At 59.1% G+C, this 18790-nt stretch carries 21 protein-coding genes; 14 read left to right on the top strand and 7 right to left on the bottom strand.

What is annotated here, in order from left to right; genetic code table 11:
• Positions 1 to 77: 77 nt before the first annotated feature.
• Positions 78 to 1130, bottom strand: coding sequence for a hypothetical protein (locus ACT67G_RS01945; RefSeq protein WP_443662797.1), 1053 nt, complete (start codon positions 1128 to 1130; stop codon positions 78 to 80).
• Positions 1127 to 1585 (bottom strand): RNA polymerase sigma factor, encoded by a 459-nt coding sequence (locus tag ACT67G_RS01940; protein WP_325244400.1) that lies wholly within the window; start codon positions 1583 to 1585, stop codon positions 1127 to 1129. Before ACT67G_RS01940 ends, ACT67G_RS01945 begins: the two co-directional genes overlap by 4 nt.
• A gap of 173 nt (positions 1586 to 1758) precedes the next feature.
• On the opposite strand from ACT67G_RS01940, the gene ACT67G_RS01935 reads away from it, so the two are divergent.
• Both ACT67G_RS01935 and ACT67G_RS01930 read left to right on the top strand, forming a co-directional pair.
• Entirely contained in the window at positions 1759 to 2649 is an 891-nt protein-coding gene (locus tag ACT67G_RS01935; protein ID WP_443662796.1) for a helix-turn-helix domain-containing protein, read from the top strand.
• A 129-nt stretch (positions 2650 to 2778) separates the two neighbouring features.
• Positions 2779 to 3546: a helix-turn-helix domain-containing protein gene (locus tag ACT67G_RS01930; RefSeq protein WP_443662795.1), complete on the top strand. Its 768-nt coding sequence runs from the start codon at positions 2779 to 2781 to the stop codon at positions 3544 to 3546.
• Positions 3547 to 3585: 39 nt separating this feature from the next.
• Here the strand turns inward: ACT67G_RS01930 and ACT67G_RS01925 are convergent, their stop codons facing one another.
• Positions 3586 to 3978, bottom strand: coding sequence for a hypothetical protein (locus ACT67G_RS01925; RefSeq protein ID WP_443662794.1), 393 nt, complete (start codon positions 3976 to 3978; stop codon positions 3586 to 3588).
• A gap of 6 nt (positions 3979 to 3984) precedes the next feature.
• Positions 3985 to 4515: a DUF5662 family protein gene (locus ACT67G_RS01920; RefSeq protein ID WP_443662793.1), complete on the bottom strand. Its 531-nt coding sequence runs from the start codon at positions 4513 to 4515 to the stop codon at positions 3985 to 3987.
• Positions 4516 to 4630: 115 nt separating this feature from the next.
• On the opposite strand from ACT67G_RS01920, the gene ACT67G_RS01915 reads away from it, so the two are divergent.
• From ACT67G_RS01915 to ACT67G_RS01890, 6 genes are all read left to right on the top strand, one after another.
• Entirely contained in the window at positions 4631 to 5065 is a 435-nt protein-coding gene (locus ACT67G_RS01915) for a hypothetical protein (RefSeq protein ID WP_326216678.1), read from the top strand.
• 25 nt (positions 5066 to 5090) lie between these two features.
• Entirely contained in the window at positions 5091 to 5273 is a 183-nt protein-coding gene (locus tag ACT67G_RS01910) for a hypothetical protein (protein ID WP_325244411.1), read from the top strand.
• A 335-nt stretch (positions 5274 to 5608) separates the two neighbouring features.
• Complete coding sequence (gene alaS / locus ACT67G_RS01905; RefSeq protein WP_443662792.1) at positions 5609 to 8248, top strand: alanine--tRNA ligase; 2640 nt, start codon at positions 5609 to 5611, stop codon at positions 8246 to 8248.
• Entirely contained in the window at positions 8245 to 8793 is a 549-nt protein-coding gene (locus ACT67G_RS01900; RefSeq protein ID WP_326216676.1) for a hypothetical protein, read from the top strand. The genes alaS and ACT67G_RS01900 overlap by 4 nt, the downstream gene beginning before the upstream one ends.
• 149 nt (positions 8794 to 8942) lie before the next feature.
• The gene (locus tag ACT67G_RS01895; RefSeq protein WP_325246822.1) at positions 8943 to 9281 is read left to right on the top strand and encodes a histidine triad nucleotide-binding protein; all 339 of its coding nucleotides are present in this window, start codon (positions 8943 to 8945) and stop codon (positions 9279 to 9281) included.
• A gap of 31 nt (positions 9282 to 9312) precedes the next feature.
• Complete coding sequence (locus ACT67G_RS01890) at positions 9313 to 9834, top strand: hypothetical protein (RefSeq protein WP_325246820.1); 522 nt, start codon at positions 9313 to 9315, stop codon at positions 9832 to 9834.
• Positions 9835 to 9920: 86 nt separating this feature from the next.
• On the opposite strand, the gene ACT67G_RS01885 is transcribed toward ACT67G_RS01890, so the two are convergent.
• Positions 9921 to 10478, bottom strand: coding sequence for an O-acetyl-ADP-ribose deacetylase (locus tag ACT67G_RS01885; RefSeq protein WP_325246818.1), 558 nt, complete (start codon positions 10476 to 10478; stop codon positions 9921 to 9923).
• Between the two features lie 127 nt (positions 10479 to 10605).
• Here ACT67G_RS01885 and ACT67G_RS01880 point away from each other — a divergent pair, with 127 nt between their 5' ends.
• From ACT67G_RS01880 to sdaAA, 4 genes are all read left to right on the top strand, one after another.
• On the top strand, positions 10606 to 11271 hold the full coding sequence (locus ACT67G_RS01880; RefSeq protein WP_326216672.1) for a hydrolase: 666 nt from the start codon (positions 10606 to 10608) through the stop codon (positions 11269 to 11271).
• Between the two features lie 18 nt (positions 11272 to 11289).
• Positions 11290 to 11739, top strand: a complete 450-nt coding sequence (locus ACT67G_RS01875; RefSeq protein WP_443662791.1) for a low molecular weight protein-tyrosine-phosphatase — start codon at positions 11290 to 11292, stop codon at positions 11737 to 11739.
• Between the two features lie 87 nt (positions 11740 to 11826).
• Entirely contained in the window at positions 11827 to 12495 is a 669-nt protein-coding gene (gene sdaAB, locus ACT67G_RS01870) for an L-serine ammonia-lyase, iron-sulfur-dependent subunit beta (protein ID WP_443662790.1), read from the top strand.
• Position 12496: 1 nt separating this feature from the next.
• Positions 12497 to 13369, top strand: coding sequence for an L-serine ammonia-lyase, iron-sulfur-dependent, subunit alpha (gene sdaAA / locus ACT67G_RS01865; RefSeq protein ID WP_443662789.1), 873 nt, complete (start codon positions 12497 to 12499; stop codon positions 13367 to 13369).
• Positions 13370 to 13803: 434 nt separating this feature from the next.
• Here sdaAA and ACT67G_RS01860 read toward each other — a convergent pair whose 3' ends face one another.
• Positions 13804 to 15102, bottom strand: coding sequence for a dicarboxylate/amino acid:cation symporter (locus tag ACT67G_RS01860; protein ID WP_443662788.1), 1299 nt, complete (start codon positions 15100 to 15102; stop codon positions 13804 to 13806).
• A gap of 50 nt (positions 15103 to 15152) precedes the next feature.
• Entirely contained in the window at positions 15153 to 16001 is an 849-nt protein-coding gene (dapF, locus tag ACT67G_RS01855) for a diaminopimelate epimerase (protein WP_443662787.1), read from the bottom strand.
• 220 nt (positions 16002 to 16221) lie between these two features.
• Between dapF and ACT67G_RS01850 the strand changes: the two genes are divergently transcribed.
• Positions 16222 to 16818, top strand: coding sequence for a TetR/AcrR family transcriptional regulator (locus ACT67G_RS01850; RefSeq protein ID WP_325247213.1), 597 nt, complete (start codon positions 16222 to 16224; stop codon positions 16816 to 16818).
• Positions 16819 to 16993: 175 nt separating this feature from the next.
• The gene (putP, locus tag ACT67G_RS01845) at positions 16994 to 18517 is read left to right on the top strand and encodes a sodium/proline symporter PutP (RefSeq protein ID WP_443662786.1); all 1524 of its coding nucleotides are present in this window, start codon (positions 16994 to 16996) and stop codon (positions 18515 to 18517) included.
• The last annotated feature ends 273 nt before the right edge of the window (positions 18518 to 18790 follow it).

The following is an 18790-nucleotide window of genomic DNA, read 5'->3' as shown; positions in this document are numbered from 1 at the left end:
CCCCCATCATACCACCTTTCCGGAAAATGGCAAGCACCCGGAGAAAACCTCCGGGCACTTTTTTGATCGGTTTTTTGTTAAGGCGTTTCCACAAGCGGGAACGTCACCTGCCAGAGACCCTCCGTGAGATGGGAAGCGGTATAGAAGTCTCCGTGAAGGGTATAGCGGGAGAGGGCCTCCGGCGCCACATCAAAGAGAAATTCCGTGTAGTCGGCGCGGCTGCCGTCATCCTGTATCCTGCAAAAACCGATGCTGCCCAGAGAGAGGCACTTTGTTCCCTCCGGGCCTTCCAGCCACAGCCGGGCATGGTTGTCCGTCTGCGTGGCATCACCCCTGCAGATTTGAATGTGGAAATAGCCGCCTGCATAGCCTGCTGCCGCGATGGAGATGCCCTCTGCAGGTTCTGCCAGCGTTTCTCCCGGCAGCAGTACGGGGGTGGATTCCAGCAGAGATTCATCTCCACTGCCTCCGGTACAGGAGAAGTTCCCGTCACCGCCCTCCCCGAGAGCCGCTGCGGACGTCTCGCGGGTACAATCTGACAGATCCAGCTCCACTGCCGCGTTCTCCAGAGCTTCTTTCCCCGTCAGCAGCTGGCGCACCGAGAAGGTCATCTTGCCGCCGGTGGGGATGGGAGAACCGTCCAGCGTCTGCGTGGTACACAAAAACGTGACCGTTCCCGTCTCCTCGTCCCAGTCCACCCGCTCACAGCGCCCGTTTTGATCAAAGGGCAGATGGAAAGACCAGCTGTCAAAGAGATCTGTGGTCTCATCCACGGCTCCGCCGGACAGGGTGATATAGGCCTGAGCCGTGTCTCCTTCCACCCGCACGGCGGAGACGGCCATGGAGATGTCCTGGTGGGTGCAGCTCTCCCGCACCGGCTGGAAGAACTGGGCAGCAGATGGAGCGATTCGGTAAAAGACCTGATAGGCCGGGTCCCATACGGCGGCGGCTGCGGGAACCGCGCACAGGCAGGCGGCGGCTATCACCCCTGCCAGGGCGGCCCGGCGGGGGAAAGAATGGCGGGAACGGGCGGCATGGCCGGAGACGGCTCGTTCCAATGTGGAGCGAATCAAGCCCTCTCCGGGAAGGAGACGTTGGTTCATCATGCGGTAAGTATCCTGAAACATCATAGTTCCTCCTTCAAGATTTTCCGGAGCTTTTGCCGGGCCCGGGTGAGCCGGGAGCGTACCGAGGCAGGACGCAGACCTGTGATCCCGGCGATCTCTTCCGTCCCATACCCCTCAAAATAGAAGAGGTGAATGATGGCGCGATCCCTGGAAGAGAGGGCCTGGAGAGCGTCCGCTACAGCGGATTCCTCCGGTGTCTGGCAGGCATACACATCCTCCAGGGGAACAGTGTGCCGCCGCCAGGGAGCGGACAGGTGGGTGCGGCAGCAGTTGACAGTGACCCGCAGCAGCCAGGCCTTTTCGTGGGCCTTGCTTTCAAACTCCGGGGCAAACCGGTGGTAGCGTAAGAATACCTCCTGAAATACGTCGTCAGCATCGGCGGGGGCGTGTACCTGTGCGCAGGCCAGACGATAGACGGCGCTGCCCCATTGGGCCACCGCGGCGGCGGTATCGGGCATGTGATCACATCCTTTTGTGGAGAATACTCCGGAGAACGCCAAATTGCTGCGGCCTGCGGGAAATTTATAAAAAATATGAGATGTTGCGTTTGGTTGCGGCCTTGTCCGGGGGGCGCGGTGGACTTTCCCGGCATCCTCTGTTATGATTGAGAAGCAAAAAAGGAGGAACTGCCATGACATTTTCCGAGAAGCTGGTCCGGCTGCGGCGGCGGGAGGGGCTCAGCCAGGAGGCCCTGGCGGAAGCCCTGGGCGTCAGCCGACAGGCTATAAGCCGCTGGGAGCAGGGGACTGCCCTGCCGGACGGGGCAAAGCTTCTGCCCTGTGCCCGGTACTTTGGCGTCCGGGTGGACTGGCTGCTGGACGAGCAGCAGGAGTGGGAGGACCAGGCGGAGAAGACCGCACCCCCACCTGTGCAAAGGACTGCCGGCCGGGGATGGATGATCGCTGGTGCCGTGGTGCTGGCAGTGTCGCTGGTGGGCCTGCTGGCCATGGGGATCTGCAGCTCCGTCTTTCCCGCAGTGGTGACGGAGGCCCCGGCAGGCGTGGAATGGGTCCATGTCTATACGGGCCTGGCGGCATTTTTGATGGTCCACCACCTGGATTGGCTCTTTGCCCTGTGTTTGCTGACGGCGGCAGCGGGCGTCTGGATGCTGCTGCGTCCCCAGCTGCAAAAGGCGGTGGAAAAGAACCCGGTTTTGCAGAGCAATCTCACGCTGCTGCCCATCGCCGCCCAGGCGGGGCTGGTGTACAGCGCGGCTCAGAGCCTGTGGTGGATACGCCAGGGACGGGAGGACTACCGGGGCGCCCTCTGGTTTTCTTTGGTGCCGCTGGCCCTGGCCTCTATCTGGATGGTCCGGAACCTGATGCAGGAAAAGGACCCGGCCCGGCGGCGGAAAAACAGCCTCATCGAGCTGGGCTACTGCGTGGGGCAGCTGTGCATCGGATTGCTGACGGCGGACGGGGGCATCGGCCTGGTGGGAGCGGCCCTGAACCTGATCCTGTGCCTTTTTTACGTCCAGTGGGTAAATCCCCGGTACATGGGCCGCTGCTTTTCCAAGCGGTAACGAGGCTTCCGGCGCCCCAAAAACCGGGGGGCAACCTGGGGTTGACAAACTTCCACCCGCCGCGTTCTTGCCGGAATGAGGCGGGTAGGGTACCATGTGGGCATCCAAGAGGAAAGCGAGTGTCATGATATGCAGTTTTGTGAAAAGCTGATCAGCCTGCGGCGGAAGGCGGGGCTCAGCCAGGAGCAGCTGGCGGATGCGCTGGGAGTCACCCGGCAGTCTGTCAGCAAGTGGGAATCCGGTGCCGCTATGCCGGAACTGGGAAAGCTCATCGCATTGTCGGAGCGGTTTGAAGTCAGTATAGACTATCTGGTAAAGGATTATTTGGAAGAGGAGTCGATTCCGGAGCGGGAGGATCACAGCGCCCGGCTGGAAGCCAAGGTGGATTCCCTGGCCCGGGATTACCGGCGCAGCTTCGGCCCGGTGTTTGCATATACCAGCGGGGCGCGTTTGCTGGGCCTTCCCCTGGTGAGTGTCCGCTTTGGCCATGACCGCCATCCCACATCCAACAATACCGCCATTGGTATCGTGGCGGTGGGGAACTTTTCTGTCGGGGTCATCAGTGTAGGCCTGATTGCCGCGGGGGTGTTCCCTATCGGGATGATTTCCCTGGGCCTGCTGGCTTTGGGGCTGGTAGCCGTGGGAGGCGTGGCCATCGGCGTCAGCGCCGTGGGCGTTGTGGCGGCGGGAGTGGCTGCCATGGGCTGGAAGGTAGCGGTAGGCGTCTCCGTCCGGGCTGCCGTGGCCATCGGCCAGGAGGCGGTGGGAGAGCACGTGCTGTTGTGGGGCGATGGGCTGCCCGCCGGACAGGTGGAGTCCTTTTTGCACACCCACTGTCCGGGGCTGTGGGGCCCGTTAGCCAGGCTGATGGCGTTTTTCGGCTCACATATCAAGTAAAAAGCACGGCGGGCATCTTTTGATGCTCCACCGTGTTTTTTATGGTTCCGGATGGGTTTGGAGATATTCCTCCAGGCGGCGGATGTCCGACTGGTCTTTCTCCCGGTTCAGAAACCGCTTCAATGCCAGCACACCGGCAGGGGAGACCACCGGGATGCCCTGTATCTGCTGTACCGGGCCCAGCCCGAAGTCCTCGGAGATATCCACTTCGCCAGGGAGATGAAACCGCCGCCGGCCGTCTGCCTCGCGTCGCATATCGTAGCCTCGGACCTCCAGCTGGTCGGCCAATACGCGGTCGCAGCCCAGGTCGATGTCGGCGGTAGTTTCCCGCAGTCCGTAAAAGAGCAAAGCGGCCCCGGCGGTGACCCAGTAGTGGCCTGGATTCAGATCCAGAGCCCCCAGACGGGCTATGACGTCTTCTTTGGTCAGCATACGCCCTCACTTTCCCAGGATGTCATGGCGGATGTAATCAAAAGCCGCGTCCTCCCCCTCATCCCGGAGCTTGATGAGCATGGACTCCAGAAGCCGGGAGGTCTCCGGGTGGAGCAGCAGCCGCTTCTTCTGTCCACGCAGGAAGAAACGGTAGGGATCTGCGGGGTCGAAGGCAGCGCCCCGATAGACCTTGCTGGCGGCCAGACGGTCACAGAACATCTCCGCCACGTATTTCTTGGGCATTTCCACGCCGGTGATGCCCTCGCCGGTGAGGCTGTAATCCGTCCAATACTCAAAGTGGTGGCGGTTGCGGCCCTTGTGGTGCAGCCAGGAGGCACTGTATCCGTCCGCCTGGCGCTGAGCGTCGTTGGGACTGTGGTCTCCCTGGAAGTACCGGGCGCCCGCCCAGAACTCCGTGGGAGAGAATTTGGAGAGGTCGTGGGTCAGCCCCTGCCAGTATAGGCCAAGACGGAAGCAGTATTTCTGCACCAGCGCCCGGTGCCGGCAGACGGTTTTGAAATGGCCCCAGATGTGCACGATCCTCACCTCGGAAAAATCTTTCCAACCAGTATAGCACAGCCACCTGAAAAATACGAGGGATTTTTTCGCATGGAACGGCGCTGTCGGTGCAAACTACCCGGGAGGTGTTTTGATGGAGGGTGCAATCATCGGCGGCCCGGCATGCTGGAGCGGCTGGCTGCCGCCGGGGATCCTGCGGGTGGATACGGCGGAGGCCCTGGCGGGACAGAAGCTGGAGATTTTGGCCCTGGCGGAGGAGAGCAGGGGATTTCGGGGAGTGATGTGCCGGGTGGCCCTGGTGCCGGGAAACGGCGGCGGGGATCTCTCCGGGCTCCGGGCGGAGACGGTGGTCACCTGGGGGCTTTCTCCCCGGGACAGCCTGACCCTCTCCAGTTTGTCGGAGCCGGTACTGTGCGTACAGCGGGCGCTGCTGCGGCCTGACGGCGGCGTGGTGGAGCCCCAGGAGCTGCCGCTGCCCCGCCTGCCCGCCCCGGCAGAGCAGATGCTGCCGCTGCTGGGACTCTGGCTGTTGCGGATGCCACTGACAAAGCTGGTGTTTCCATGGTAGGCTCCGAGAAAAAGGGGGCGGCAGTATGTGGTATCAATGGCTGATTCTGGGGCTGATCCTGGCGGGAACCTGCGCTGTGTGCTGGATCCTCTACGGCAACAAGGGCGGCACTACCCGCTGCATCGGCTGCGGCAAGTGTTTGGCGGATGGTCAGTGCATCCTGCAAAAGCGGGGGAAAAAGGAAAAAACAACGGGAATTCCCCGTTGACAATCTACCCAAAAAGGATATAATATCTTTGTTCAAATGGAAAACCGCTGTGAGGAAGTCAGCTTTACGAAACAGGCCAAGCGAGAGGGGAGACGGTGGGAGCCCCTTGTCAATGCCGTGAAGCAGCCGCTTCGGAGCACGTCCGCGAGGAGCGGAACGGTTCATCTCCGTTACCGGATGGCTAAGATGCCCCGCAAGGGGATAATTAGGGTGGTACCGTGAAGCAAGCCTTCGCCCCTAAACCGGGGCGGAGGCTTTTTTGTTTCTTCCGGCGGCGGTTTCCCGGAGATGGTGTTTTCACAAAAATGATTTCATATACCAGGAGGAAGATTACCATGGCACATCCCTATCACGGGCTCAACGAACTGCGTGAGATGTTCCTGAGCTACTTTGAGAGCAAGGGCCATCTGCGCCTGCCCAGCTTTTCCCTGATCCCCCAGAACGACGCCAGCTTGCTGCTGATCAACTCCGGCATGGCGCCCATGAAGCCCTGGTTCACCGGGGAGGAAGTCCCGCCCCGCCGCCGGGTCACCACCTGCCAGAAGTGCATCCGCACCGGCGACATCGAAAACATCGGCAAGACCGACCGCCACGGCACCTATTTTGAGATGCTGGGCAACTTCTCCTTCGGCGACTACTTTAAGAAGGAGGCCATTCCCTTCTGCTGGGAGTTTTTGACCAAGGTGGTGGGCCTGGAGGAAGACCGCCTGTACCCCTCCATCTACCTGGACGATGACGAGGCCTTTGAGATCTGGAACAAGGACATCGGCATTCCCGCCGAGCGGATCTTCCGCTTCGGCAAGGAGGACAACTTCTGGGAGCACGGCTCCGGCCCCTGCGGCCCCTGCTCCGAGGTGTATTATGACCGCGGCCCCGAGCACGGCTGCGGCAAGCCCGGCTGCACCGTGGGCTGCGACTGTGACCGCTATATCGAGGTTTGGAACAATGTCTTCTCCCAGTTCAACAACGACGGCCAGGGCAACTACACCGAGCTCAAGCAGAAGAACATCGACACCGGCATGGGCCTGGAGCGTCTGGCCTGCGTGTGCCAGAACGTGAACTCCCTCTTCGACGTGGACACCGTCATGAACATCACCAACAAGGTCAGCGAGATCACCGGTGCCCACTACGGGGAGAGCCACAAGACGGACGTGTCCCTGCGGGTCATCACCGACCATATCCGCTCCGCCACCATGATGATCTGCGACGGCGTGCTGCCCTCCAACGAGGGCCGGGGCTATGTGCTGCGCCGCCTGCTGCGCCGCGCTGCCCGTCACGGCAAGCTCCTGGGCGTCAACCACGCGTTCCTCTACGAGGTAGTGGATACCGTCATCCACGAAAACGAGTGTGCTTATCCCGACCTGCGGGAGAAGCAGGCCTATATCACCAAGGTCATCCGCACCGAGGAGGAGAACTTCGCCAAGACCATTGACGGCGGCATGAAGATCTTCCAGGAGCTGCTCTCCGCCCACAAGGAAAAGGGCGAGACCGTGTTCTCCGGTGCCGACGCCTTCAAGCTCTACGATACCTTCGGCTTCCCCATCGACCTCACCGCCGAGATGGTGGAGGAAGAGGGCATGGAAGTGGACCGCAAGGGCTTCGACGAGATGATGGAGGAGCAGCGCGTCCGCGCCCGGAAGGCCCGGGAGGCTCTGGGCGATCTGGGCTGGGCCGGCATCGAGTTCGGCTCCGATATGCCTGCCACGGAGTTCGTGGGCTATGACCGCACTCGGGACGAGGGCAAGGTTTTGGCCATCGTGGTGGAAGGTGAGATGCAGGAGGCTATCGTCTCCGGTGCGGAGGCCACCGTGGTGCTGGACAAGACCCCCTTCTATGCGGAGATGGGCGGCCAGGTAGGCGACCACGGTACCCTCACCTGCGGCCAGAGCGTCTTTGAAGTGCGTGACGTCCAGAAGAACAAGGGCGGCAAGTTCCTGCACGTGGGCGTATTGAAGTCCGGTGAGCTGAAGGTGGGCGACACGGTTACCGCAGCCATCGATGTTGAGCGCCGCAAGGCCATCATGCGTGCTCACAGCGCCACCCACCTGCTGGACGCTGCCCTGCGCAAGGTGCTGGGCGACCACGTCCATCAGGCAGGCTCCCTGGTGGAGCCGGACCGTCTGCGCTTCGACTTTACCCACTTCGAGGGTATCACCCCGGAGCAGCTGACGAAGATCGACCATCTGGTCAATGACGCCATCCTGGAGGGCATCCCCGTGGTGACGGAGGAGCTGCCCATTGAAGAGGCCAAGAAGAAGGGCGCTGTAGCCATGTTCGGTGAGAAGTACGGCGACATCGTCCGCGTCGTGGAGATGGGCGACTTCTCCATGGAGTTCTGCGGCGGCACTCACCTGGACAACACCGCCAAGGCCGGTACCTTCCGCATCAAGTCCGAGGGTTCCGTTGCCTCCGGCGTCCGCCGGATTGAGGCCACTGTGGGCAAGCTGAGCCTGGAGACCATGAACCGTAACCAGGAGCTGCTGTTCCGGGCGGCCCAGATCTTCAAGACCACGCCCGGTGAGCTGGCCAGCAAGGCCGAGCAGCAGGTGGCGGAGCTCAAGTCCGCTCGTCAGGCCCTGGAGCACTTCAAGGCGGAGGCTTCCCTGGGTGAGGCCCGTCAGTTCCTCATGTCCGCCAAGGACGTGGGCGGGATGAAGGTGGTTACCGCCAACAAGGACGGCCTGAATGCCAATGAACTGCGGCAGATGGGCGACTTCCTGCGGGATAAGTCCGCCGACGTGGTGGCGGTGCTCTCCTCCGTCAATAACGGTAAGGTCACTTTCCTGGCTGTCTGCGGCAAGGAGGCTGTGGCCAAGGGCATCAAGGCCGGCGACCTGGTCAAGCATGTGTGTGCCATCTGCGGCGGCAAGGGCGGCGGCAAGCCCGACAGCGCCATGGGCGGCGGTACCGACCTTCTGAAGCTGGACGACGCGCTGGCCTCTGTGGACGATTTTGTGGCGGAGAAGCTGGGATGACCCGGGAAGATCTTCAGCGCCTTCTGGCCCTGCAGGCAGATCTGAGTACCATTGGATTGGAGCAGTCTGAAAACACACCCTATTTCTGCACCCCGGAGGGGGCGGAGTACGTGGGGTGGATCGGCTGTGACGGCGTCCATTTTATTCTGCTGCCGGGGGATGAGCGGATCTACTGTGTAGACCCGTCCATGGGCGGCGAAGGAACCTTTGTGCTGCCGGTAGCGGAGAATTTGCGGGAGTTTCTCTCTTTCGTCCTTTTCTGCCGGGATGCCAATCCCATTTCTCAGATTTACTGGTTGGAAGAAGAACGTTTCCGCAGTATGCTGCAGGAGGATGCTGCGGCCTGTTGGGAAGGCTGTGAGGACTTCAAAGCTCAGAAAGCAGCCACGCTTACAGCCATCGCCGACGCCTTCGCCCTGGAGCCCAGGGATCCCTATGAAGCGGTGAAGACCATGCAGGCGGCTTTTGATCCGTCGGCACTGGTGTTTTCTGATGAGTACTACGACGTCCTGGGACTGACGAATCCCCGTCACCCGGAGGAGTAGGGGAGAATCGATGATTGCGGGATGCCGGCGCCGTGCGGGCCCTTTCCCCGCAGGAAAGACAAGGAGCCATGACGCTTGCGGGTCTGGACGGCCGGGGCAAACCGGTGTATAATCAGTTCATATGAAACCGCTACAAAGGAGGGAAAAATATGTCAGATTGCTTGTTCTGCAAAATTGCGGCGGGGGAGATCCCGTCCAACAAGGTTTATGAGGATGATCTGTGCTATGCCTTTTACGACATCGCACCTCAGGCACCTACCCACTTTCTGGTGATTCCCAAGGAGCATATTGGCTCTGTCTCTCAGGTGACGGCGGACAACAGTGCCGTGGTGGCCCATATCTTTGAGGTCATTGCCAAGCTGACGAAGGAACTGGGGCTGGAGAGCTACCGTGTAGTTTCCAACATCGGCGAGCAGGCGGGACAGAGCGTGTTCCACCTGCACTTCCACGTGCTCAGCGGACGGGACATGACCTGGCCTCCGGGCTGATGCGGGATCCCAGCGGGAATGGAGTGCTAACTTGGAAACATATTTTGAAAACCGGCATATTCATGATCTTGCATATTTAAAGGAATACTACCTGCACACCATCAAGACCGTTCCCAAGGGCTTGATTTTGTGGCTGGTACTGGCTGCCGGCTGCCTGGTTTTCCTGGTGGTGGATTTGATGGCAGGCAATTTCATCATGTCCATTGTCTATGTGGCCCTGGCGGCCCTGTGCCTGCTGCGGGGATTCCTGGGAGAGTGGCTGCAGCTGCGCCAGAGCTATCTGAAAGCAGCTTCCAAGTACGAAAAGGCCTCCTGGGAGACGGTGGTCACCTTAGGGGAGGATATCTGCCTGACGGATGACGGCCGCCAGTCCATGCACATTGACTGGCGCAACTGTCAGCAGCTGCGCCAAAGCGGAGGCTGGATCCATCTGCGTATGCGGGATCGGATGGGAGAACTGCGGATCCGCAAGTCCGACTTTACCGTGGGAACGGCGGAGGCATTCTGCCAGTGGCTGGCGCAGACGCATCCTGAGATCCGGCAGCGGGGATGAATGCTGCCGCAGGCGAAAAACATGGAAGGCACGGATACCGATCAGGTACCCGTGCCTTTTTCGTGGGAGATCCTGGATAGAAGGAATTACCTCTTCTGGTGAGAAACATCCAAACGGCCGTCGTGGGATTCGGCGAACCAGAGGTTCCAGACCTGCCGATAGACATCCGCAGCGGCTTCTGTATGACAGACCATGCGAACCTGCTGGGGGAGATCGTGGCTTGAGAGAAAGTCCATAATGGCCCGAAGGGCCACTGTGGCGGCTTGGTGGATGGGATAGCCGTACACGCCGGTGGAGATAGAGGGGAAGTCCACGCTGCGAATACCCTTTTGAGCCGCCAGAGACAGGCAGGAGCGGTAGCAGGAGGCCAGAAGAGCCGCCTCGCCATGGCCGCCGCCCTGCCAGATCGGGCCCGGAGTGTGCAGGACATATTTGGCCGGGAGGTTGTATCCTGCCGTGATCTTTGCTTGCCCGGTTTCACATCCCCCCAGGGTTCGACATTCCTCCAGAAGCCGGGGCCCTGCGGCGGCATGGATGGCTCCGTCTACACCGCTGCCGCCCAAGAGCGTGGTATTGGCGGCGTTGACGATGGCCTCGGCATTTGACTTTGTGATGTCTCCCACAATAATGGAAAAGCGCTGCATATACTCACCCCTTTTTGTAAAGTATACAGCGGCCGGGGAAAAAAGCAAGGGCAAAGGGGCTTGTGCGGAAGCCTTGCGGATGGTATGATGTTCAGACAACATTATGCTTTGATGAAAGGAGCCGCTCATGGCAAAAAAAGTACCTTCCTATACAGGAACTCTGCGCAGTCACTCTTTGATGCTCCCGCCCTGCATCAGTGAATGCAGCGGTATCCGGATATTTGGACGGCGTATCAAGTCCCTGGCATTTTCCACAGATGTGGCCATTATTAAAAACATCAATGCCGATGCCATTATTGCTGTCTATCCCTTTACACCTCAGCCGGTCATTGCTCAGGCGATCATATCTGTCAGTGATGTGCCGGTGTTCGTGGGCGTAGGAGGGGGCATCACCACGGGACAGCGCTCTGTGCGCCTGGCGGTTCAGGCGGAACACCAGGGCGCGTATGGAGTGGTTCTCAATGCCCCGGTGCCCAATGAGGTGATCCGGCAGATCAAGCAAGAAGTGGACATCCCAGTGGTGGCCACTGTGGTCTCCGGACATACGGATATCCGTGGCCGCCTGGAAGCGGGGACGGATTTTCTGAATGTTTCCGGTGCGGCGGCTACGCCGGAGATCGTGGCGGAGATCCGGAGGGATTTCCCGGATGTGCCCATTATTGCCACCGGAGGCCCTACGGAGGAGACAATTTTGGCTACCATTCGGGCGGGGGCCAATGCGGTGACCTACACGCCGCCCACCAACGGTGCGCTGTTTGCCTCCATCATGGAGCAGCACCGCAAAAGTTTTTGAAAATTGGGAGGATGTAGGATGGAGCGCATCCTGTTCGTTTGCCACGGCAATATCTGCCGCAGCCCTATGGCGGAATTTGTGATGAAGGATCTGGTGCGGAAGGCTGGGGCCGATGAGCGGTTTTTTATTGCCTCGGCAGCTACCAGCACGGAGGAGATCGGAAATCCTGTCTATCCCCCTGCTCGCCGCAAGCTGGCAGAACATGGAATCGGCTGCGCGGGCAAGACCGCACGGCAGATGACAGCGGCAGATTATCGTGAATATGATCTGCTGATCGGGATGGACAGTGCAAATCTCCGGAATATGCGGCGTATCTGCGGCGGAGATCCGGAGGGGAAAATCCGCCTGCTGATGGATTTTACAGATCGGCCGGGCGATGTGGCGGATCCCTGGTATACGGAGGATTTTGAGACCACCTGGCGGGATATATCCGCAGGGTGCCGGGGATTGCTGGAATGGCTTTCCTGAAGGGCTGTGTCTGCGGCTTTTTCTGAATGATCATGCGCCGATGGGGCAGACAATCCCGGGTAAGACCGCGCAGATGGAGGAGACAAGATGCTGGATATTTTTGAGATCCTGGGCCCGGTAATGGTTGGGCCCTCCAGTTCCCATACGGCAGGAGCCGTACGGATCGGGCGGATGGGGCGAACCTTACTGGGCAGCGACCCCGTACAGGCAGATATCGGCCTGTACGGATCCTTTGCCGAGACAGGAAAAGGACACGGTACAGACCGGGCGCTGGTGGCGGGATTGCTGGGAATGCGCACGGATGACCTGCGAATCCCGGCCAGTTTTGACCTGGCAAAGGAGCACAAACTCCATTTTTCTTTCCGAACGGTGCAGTTGCGGGATGCCCATCCCAACACGGCGGTGCTGGACTTGGTGGGAAAGGATGGCCGGACCCTCTCCATGCAGGCTGCCTCTACCGGCGGAGGCCGTATCCGGGTAGACCGGCTGCAGGGCGTGGAAGTGAATTTCACCGGAAATTTCCACACCCTGGTGATCCGCCACCGGGATGTAGCTGGTGAATTGGCGGATGTGACCCGGGAGCTTTCCCGGGCCCGGGTAAATATTGCCAACATGAGCCTTTGCCGCGCCCGGCGGGGCGGTATGGCTCTGACGGTGATCGAGACGGATCAAAAGGTGCCGCCTGTGGTGCGCCAGTTGATCCGGGAACTGCCGGGTGTGGAGAGCCTGACGTATTATCAGAAGGAGGAGGACTGAGATGGCACTGGATTCCATGCAGGAGATCTTTAATAAGTGCGCGGCGGGAAACCGCTCCTTCTGGCAGGTGGTGCAGGATACCGATGTGGAGGAACGACAGGTGAGCCCGGAGGAGTCCTGGCACAAGATGCTGGATACCTGGCGGGCTATGCTGGATTCTGCCGAGAGCTACCGGGGAGAGCGCCGGTCTCTCAGCGGTTTGGTGGGCGGCGACGGCCGGCTGATGCGGGAGTTCGTGCAGGAGGATTCCCCCATCTCCGGAGCTTTTATGGGAGAGGTCATCGCCACGGCCCTGTCCGTGGGAGAGAGCAATGCCTGTATGCGTAAGATCGTGGCAGCTCCCACCGCGGGTTCCTGTGGAGTCTTGCCTGCGGTGCTGGTGCCGCTGTACTGGCACAATGTTTCGGAGCAGGAGATCGTTCGGGCCCTGTATGTGGCGGCGGGGATCGGAGCGGTGATCGGGTACCGGGCATCCATCTCCGGCGCAGCCGGCGGCTGTCAGGCGGAGATCGGAAGCGCCTCCGCCATGGCGGCAGGGGCGCTGGTATCCATTCGCAGCGGGACACCCGCTCAAATCGGCCACGCAGCGGCCATGGCGCTGAAGAATCTCATGGGATTGATCTGCGACCCGGTTGCGGGATTGGTGGAGGTTCCCTGTGTAAAGCGGAATGTCATTGGCGCGGTAAATGCCGTCAGCTGCGCGGACATGGCCCTGGCGGGGATCGAGAGCCGAGTGCCTGTCGATCAGGTCATCGACTGTATGGGAGATGTGGGAGAGCGCCTGCCCCGGGAGTTCCGGGAGACTGCATTGGGCGGTTTGGCGGCTACGCCGTTCGGCAAAGCGGTTAAGGAACAGATGGATCGAAAATCGTGATAAAAAGACCGGAACAGGAAAAATCCTGTCCCGGTCTTTTTCATGACAGCCGGCGCTTCCATCTGCACAGCGGTGCAGCGGGCAGCCGCCAGGCAGCAGAAGAGGAAATTCCCTGCATTGAGAACCACATGGCTGTTGGGAATGGGAGTCGACGGCCATACCGGCTTTAATGGGCCCAATGACCATTTCTTGTTGGGAACTCACAAGAAAACTCTTGCTGAGAGCACCCGGAGCGCTTCTTTGCATCCATCAATGGGGGTCCCACCCACGCCTATACCGTGGGCGTGCGGAACATCATGCAAATCCGGCGCGTTGCAATGATGGTCTCCGGTGCCGAATTTTGCTGGAGCACCCCTCGATCACTGGGGGTGCTTTTGACGGCTGCAAAAAGGGCTCCCATCCGGTCTGGATGGGAGCCCTGCTGTTGTATTGGGTTACTGTGCGGAGCGGGCGGCTTTGACCTTCTGGAACCAATCCTTGCCGTCCACGAACCGGGAGACCAGGAAAGAGACCACATAGTCGCCGGCGGAGTTGATCATGGTAGCGGGGGGATCCACCAGGTTGCCGATGGTAATGGCAATGGGATACGCCACAGCCAGCTGATCCGGGAAGAACACGGAGCACATGATGAACTCGCCAATGTAGCCGCCGCCGGGGACACCGGACATGCCCACGGAAGAGAGAACTGCCACCAGAATGATGAGGATGAAGTCCCCTACGTTGTCAAAGGGCTTGCCGAATACACCAAAGAGGAAGGCGATCTTCAGCACGCAGGAGAAGCAGGAGCCGTCCATGTGCATGGTGGCGCCCAGAGGAAGCACGATCTCGCTGACATCCTTGGAGATACCGGATTCCTCCGCCACTTCCATATTGGTGGGGATGGTGGCAACAGAGGAGCAGGTACCCAGGGAAGTGATGGCGGGACGGGCAATGTGGCGGAACATCTCGCCCACGGCGTCCTTGCCGCCGCCAAACCAGGCGAACAGCGGGAAAGCGGTAAAGATGTAAATGAAGCAGAGGGGATAATACACTGCCAGGGCCCGGACATAGTCTGTGGTGATCTGGGAGCCATATGTTGCAACCAGGTCGGCAAAGAAGCCGAAGAAGGCGATGGGAGCATAGTAGGTGACGATCTGCACCACTTTCATCATGGCGTCGGACAGGCTGGTGAGCAGCTGCGCCACCGGGCTGTCGGGGCCGGGGCCAAGGTTCACGCCGAAGCCGAAGAGAATGGCGAAGACGATCAGAGGCAGCATGGCGCTGCGGCTGAGCAAGGCGGAGAAGTCACCTACGGTGAAGAAGTTGACGATGAGATCCGGAATGGAGATCGGATCATCCACCACGCCCTCCGCCAGGTCGCTCCAGGGCATCAGGACCGGCGGAATCAGCTTCATCAATACGATCATGATGGCGGCGGCAATGGCACCGGTGATGACGAAGGTCAAAATGGTGGTGCCCATGATCTTGCCGGCACGCTTGCGGCTTTTCATGGTGGCAATGGAGCCGGCGATGGACGCAAACACCATGGGAACCACAATGCAGAACATCATGTTGATAAACAGGGTGCCCAGGGGCTTGAGAACGGTGGCGCCGGCTTGGACTACGGTTCCCTCCGCGTCCTTTACCTGGGGGAAGATCCAGCCCACAACAGAGCCCAAAACCATGGAACCCAGCATGACTGCCAGGAACGCGTAGTTGCGGGCAACGGATTTCTTGGTAAGTTTGTTGCTCATACTCTCTCCTCCTAAAATGGTTTGGGGGTTATCTGTATGGCCCAAAGGCCTTACATACCGGGAATCACCAGATCCTCGTCCGTGACCTCACCCTTGCACACAACATTGGTGGGGCCGGTAAGATAGAGGCTGGCAATACGGGAGTGGTCCCTCTGAGCGTCGATGATCAGTTGACCGCCGGTCATATCTACCTTGACGCCGTGGCCGGAGACCTTGCCCTGCAGAGTCAGAACCGTTACCAGAGAGCCGGTTCCGGTGCCGCAGGCGTAGGTAAAATCCTCAACACCCCGTTCAAAAGTCCGCTCAAAGATCCGATCCTCGCCGGTGATCTCGTAGAAATTGACATTGGCTCCCTTGGGGAAGGCGCTGTACCAGCGGATGGCCCGGCCCAGCTCCCGCAGCTCGTTTTCGTCGGCGTTTTTGAGATCATGATAGGGAACCACCGCGTGGGGGATACCGGGGTTTCCAAGCTCCACATAGGAGCAGGCATACTGTACGCCGTCCACCACCACCGGGCAGTCCAGCTTTACGGTGGTGGGATCGTTGAGACGGATCCGGTAGAGCCGCTGATCCATGCGCTGCCCTGTGACGATACCTGCCGTGGTTTCCACCGTCTGCCGCTCTCCTGCCAAGCCGTTTTCATAGCCGTAGCGGCAGATGCAGCGGGCACCGTTGCCGCACATCTCTCCCACGCTGCCGTCAGAGTTAAAGAACAGCATCTTATAATCGCCGCCCTGAGTGGGAGCGTCTACCACCATCAATCCGTCGGCACCGATGGACATGCGCCGCTCGCACAGCGTCCGGGCGATTCCTGGCAGGGCATCCACAGGCAGGTGTTCCTCCAGATTGTTCAGCACCACGAAATCGTTTCCGGCACCGTTCATTTTCCAGAATTTCAAAATACCTTCACCTCACTTACAGCCGCGGCCGCCCTCTGGCTGAGAGTGCAGGCTGCGGTGGGAACAACATAAAAATATATTCTATTATAGCAGGACGGGCCGGGAAAAGACAATGGCGAATGTGCTGAAAACCTTGCAAAACCTGCGGGAGGCAAAAAGGGGCCGGAATGTTTGCGAAAACCTGCAGCATGTGATATGCTGTGGAAAAAGGAGGTGCCGTATGCCGCGGAAAAATACCAGAAATACCAGGGGACGGATCATCTCCGCAGCGTGGAAGCTCTTTTATGAACAGGGCTATGAGGAGACCACTGTGGAGGACATCGTTTTTGAGTCCGAGACCTCCAAGGGGTCGTTCTATCATTATTTTGACGGCAAGGACGCTTTGCTGGGTACCCTTGCCTATGTGTTTGATGAAAAGTATGAGCAGCTTATGGGGGAGATGTCCCCGGAGATGGATGCGGTAGAGAAGCTGATTTACCTAAATCACGAACTCTTTGCCATGATCGATGGCAGCATTTCCTTGGATCTGCTGGCCCGGCTCCTCTCCACACAGTTGCTGGCACGGGGCGAAAAGCACCTGCTGGACCGGAACCGGTACTATTTCAAGCTCCTACGCCAGATCGTGGAGGAGGGGCAGCAGGCGGGCAGTCTTCGCCGGGACTGCACCGTCAACGATATCGTCAAGGCCTATGCCCTGTGGGAGCGTGCACTTTTATACGACTGGTGCCTGTGCGGCGGGGAGTATTCCTTGGTAGCCTATACGGACCGTGTGACCCCAAACTTCCTGGCCGGATACAGCAGCAAGGCGAAAATTTAATTTTAGCATGGAATGATTTCTAAAATTCGTACAGTCATGTCATAATTGAAAATACTATAATTTTTAAAAATAATACAGAACAGTGTATAGAATTGATTCTATACACTGTTCTGTATTTCGTTCTGGTAGGATCTATGCTATGATAAGGAGCACTGAAAGCTAAAGGAGAGAGAGTATGACAACCGCACAACTTTGTATCTGCTTGGCTATTGCCGTTTATCTGCTGGCGATGCTGGGCGTCGGATTCTGGTTCGCCAAGAAGAACAACTCCGTAGATGACTTCTATCTGGGCGGACGCAAGCTGGGGCCCTTTGTCACTGCCATGAGTGCCGAGGCCTCGGATATGAGCAGCTGGCTGCTGATGGGCCTGCCGGGAGTGGCCTATCTTACCGGACTGGCAGAGGCCAGCTGGACGGCCATCGGTCTGGCAGTGGGTACCTATCTCAACTGGCTGATTGTAGCCCGGCGGATCCGCCGATACTCCAACCACTTAGATGCCATCACCGTGCCGCAGTTCTTTTCCAAGCGGTGGGGAGACGACAAAAATCTCCTCTCCGCCATTGCGGCTGTGGTGATTATCATTTTCTTCATTCCCTATTTGGCCTCCGGCTTTTCCGCCTGCGGTAAGCTTTTTGCCAGCTTGTTTGGAGTGGAGTACATCACGGCTATGATCATCAGTGCCGCTGTCATTGTGATCTACACGGTTCTGGGCGGATTCCTGGCTGCCAGCTTCACGGATCTGATTCAGTCCATCATCATGACGGTGGCCCTGGTAGTGGTGCTGGGCTTTGGCGTCGGCACTGCCGGCGGTATGGACGCCGTCATGGACAACGCTCGTTCCCTGACGGGGTATCTGTCCCTGGTGCAGATCCATGATCCCACCACCGGCGGGGCCAATCCTTACAGCCTGCTGACCATCTGCTCCCTGCTGGCTTGGGGCCTGGGCTATTTCGGTATGCCCCACATCCTACTGCGGTTCATGGCCATTGAGGAGGAGAAGAAGCTGACCCTCAGCCGCCGTGTGGCCACCATTTGGGTGGTGATCTCCATGGGCGTGGCCATTTTTATCGGTGTGGTGGGCAACGGCATGACCAAAGCTGGTGCCATGGAGCAGCTGCCGGATGCCGAGACCATTGTGGTGCAGGTCGCGAACCTCATCAGCAACCATGGCATGATTGCCGCTCTCATTGCTGGTGTCATTCTGGCCGGTATTTTGGCTGCCACCATGTCTACCGCAGACTCTCAACTGCTGGCAGCATCTTCCTCGGTGTCTCAGAATCTCTTCGCGGAGTTCTTCAAGGTGAAGTTCAGCGGAAAGCAGGGGATCCTGGTAGCTCGGGGTACCATGATCGTGGTCTCTCTGATAGCAGCGTTCCTGGCCCGGGATCCCAACAGCTCTGTGTTCCGCGTGGTGTCCTTTGCCTGGGCCGGATTTGGCGCTGCCTTTGGCCCGGTAGTCCTGTTTGCGCTGTTTTGGCGTCGGTCTAACCGCTGGGGTGCTCTGGCGGGTATGGTGTCTGGCGGTGTGATGGTGTTTGTGTGGAAATATCTGATTGCTCCCATGGGCGGCGCTTGGGCTATCTATGAACTGCTGCCTGCTTTTGTGGTGGCCTGCATCGCCATTGTTACAGTGAGCCTTGCCACAGAACAGCCGGATGAAAAGATCACTGCGGCATTTGACGCGGTGCGTGGACGCTGATGGAGAAGCTGATCGCCCACATTATAATGCAATAGTAAATAGTAGAATGAAGCGGGGCGCGGATTCGTGTCCCGCTTTTCATTTGCAAAGATGCACGAAGGTAGTACCGAAATAAGGGATACCGATAGTGAATATTAGAAAAAGAGAAAAAGATTGTAAAAAAGCGTTGACAAAAGAGGAAGTCTTTGGTATTCTAACAAAGCTGTCGGCGCGGTGGTGACTGCGCCAGAGAGTGGGAAGAAAAAACCACTTGACAGCGGCCACGAGATGTGG

This window comes from Dysosmobacter sp. (assembly GCF_052306735.1).
In the GTDB taxonomy this organism is placed as follows: Bacteria; Bacillota; Clostridia; order Oscillospirales; family Oscillospiraceae; genus Oscillibacter.
The sequence above is the reverse complement of the archived record's forward strand: the minus strand, read 5'-3'. Positions and strand labels throughout refer to the sequence as shown.

Coding starts and splice junctions, on each gene's coding strand:
- ACT67G_RS01945 (WP_443662797.1), bottom strand. CDS start 1,130: ATGATGTTTCAGGATACTTACCGCATGATGAACCAACGTCTCCTTCCC.
- ACT67G_RS01940 (WP_325244400.1), bottom strand. CDS start 1,585: ATGCCCGATACCGCCGCCGCGGTGGCCCAATGGGGCAGCGCCGTCTAT.
- ACT67G_RS01935 (WP_443662796.1), top strand. CDS start 1,759: ATGACATTTTCCGAGAAGCTGGTCCGGCTGCGGCGGCGGGAGGGGCTC.
- ACT67G_RS01930 (WP_443662795.1), top strand. CDS start 2,779: ATGCAGTTTTGTGAAAAGCTGATCAGCCTGCGGCGGAAGGCGGGGCTC.
- ACT67G_RS01925 (WP_443662794.1), bottom strand. CDS start 3,978: ATGCTGACCAAAGAAGACGTCATAGCCCGTCTGGGGGCTCTGGATCTG.
- ACT67G_RS01915 (WP_326216678.1), top strand. CDS start 4,631: ATGGAGGGTGCAATCATCGGCGGCCCGGCATGCTGGAGCGGCTGGCTG.
- ACT67G_RS01910 (WP_325244411.1), top strand. CDS start 5,091: ATGTGGTATCAATGGCTGATTCTGGGGCTGATCCTGGCGGGAACCTGC.
- alaS (WP_443662792.1), top strand. CDS start 5,609: ATGGCACATCCCTATCACGGGCTCAACGAACTGCGTGAGATGTTCCTG.
- ACT67G_RS01900 (WP_326216676.1), top strand. CDS start 8,245: ATGACCCGGGAAGATCTTCAGCGCCTTCTGGCCCTGCAGGCAGATCTG.
- ACT67G_RS01895 (WP_325246822.1), top strand. CDS start 8,943: ATGTCAGATTGCTTGTTCTGCAAAATTGCGGCGGGGGAGATCCCGTCC.
- ACT67G_RS01885 (WP_325246818.1), bottom strand. CDS start 10,478: ATGCAGCGCTTTTCCATTATTGTGGGAGACATCACAAAGTCAAATGCC.
- ACT67G_RS01880 (WP_326216672.1), top strand. CDS start 10,606: ATGGCAAAAAAAGTACCTTCCTATACAGGAACTCTGCGCAGTCACTCT.
- ACT67G_RS01875 (WP_443662791.1), top strand. CDS start 11,290: ATGGAGCGCATCCTGTTCGTTTGCCACGGCAATATCTGCCGCAGCCCT.
- sdaAB (WP_443662790.1), top strand. CDS start 11,827: ATGCTGGATATTTTTGAGATCCTGGGCCCGGTAATGGTTGGGCCCTCC.
- sdaAA (WP_443662789.1), top strand. CDS start 12,497: ATGGCACTGGATTCCATGCAGGAGATCTTTAATAAGTGCGCGGCGGGA.
- ACT67G_RS01860 (WP_443662788.1), bottom strand. CDS start 15,102: ATGAGCAACAAACTTACCAAGAAATCCGTTGCCCGCAACTACGCGTTC.
- ACT67G_RS01850 (WP_325247213.1), top strand. CDS start 16,222: ATGCCGCGGAAAAATACCAGAAATACCAGGGGACGGATCATCTCCGCA.
- putP (WP_443662786.1), top strand. CDS start 16,994: ATGACAACCGCACAACTTTGTATCTGCTTGGCTATTGCCGTTTATCTG.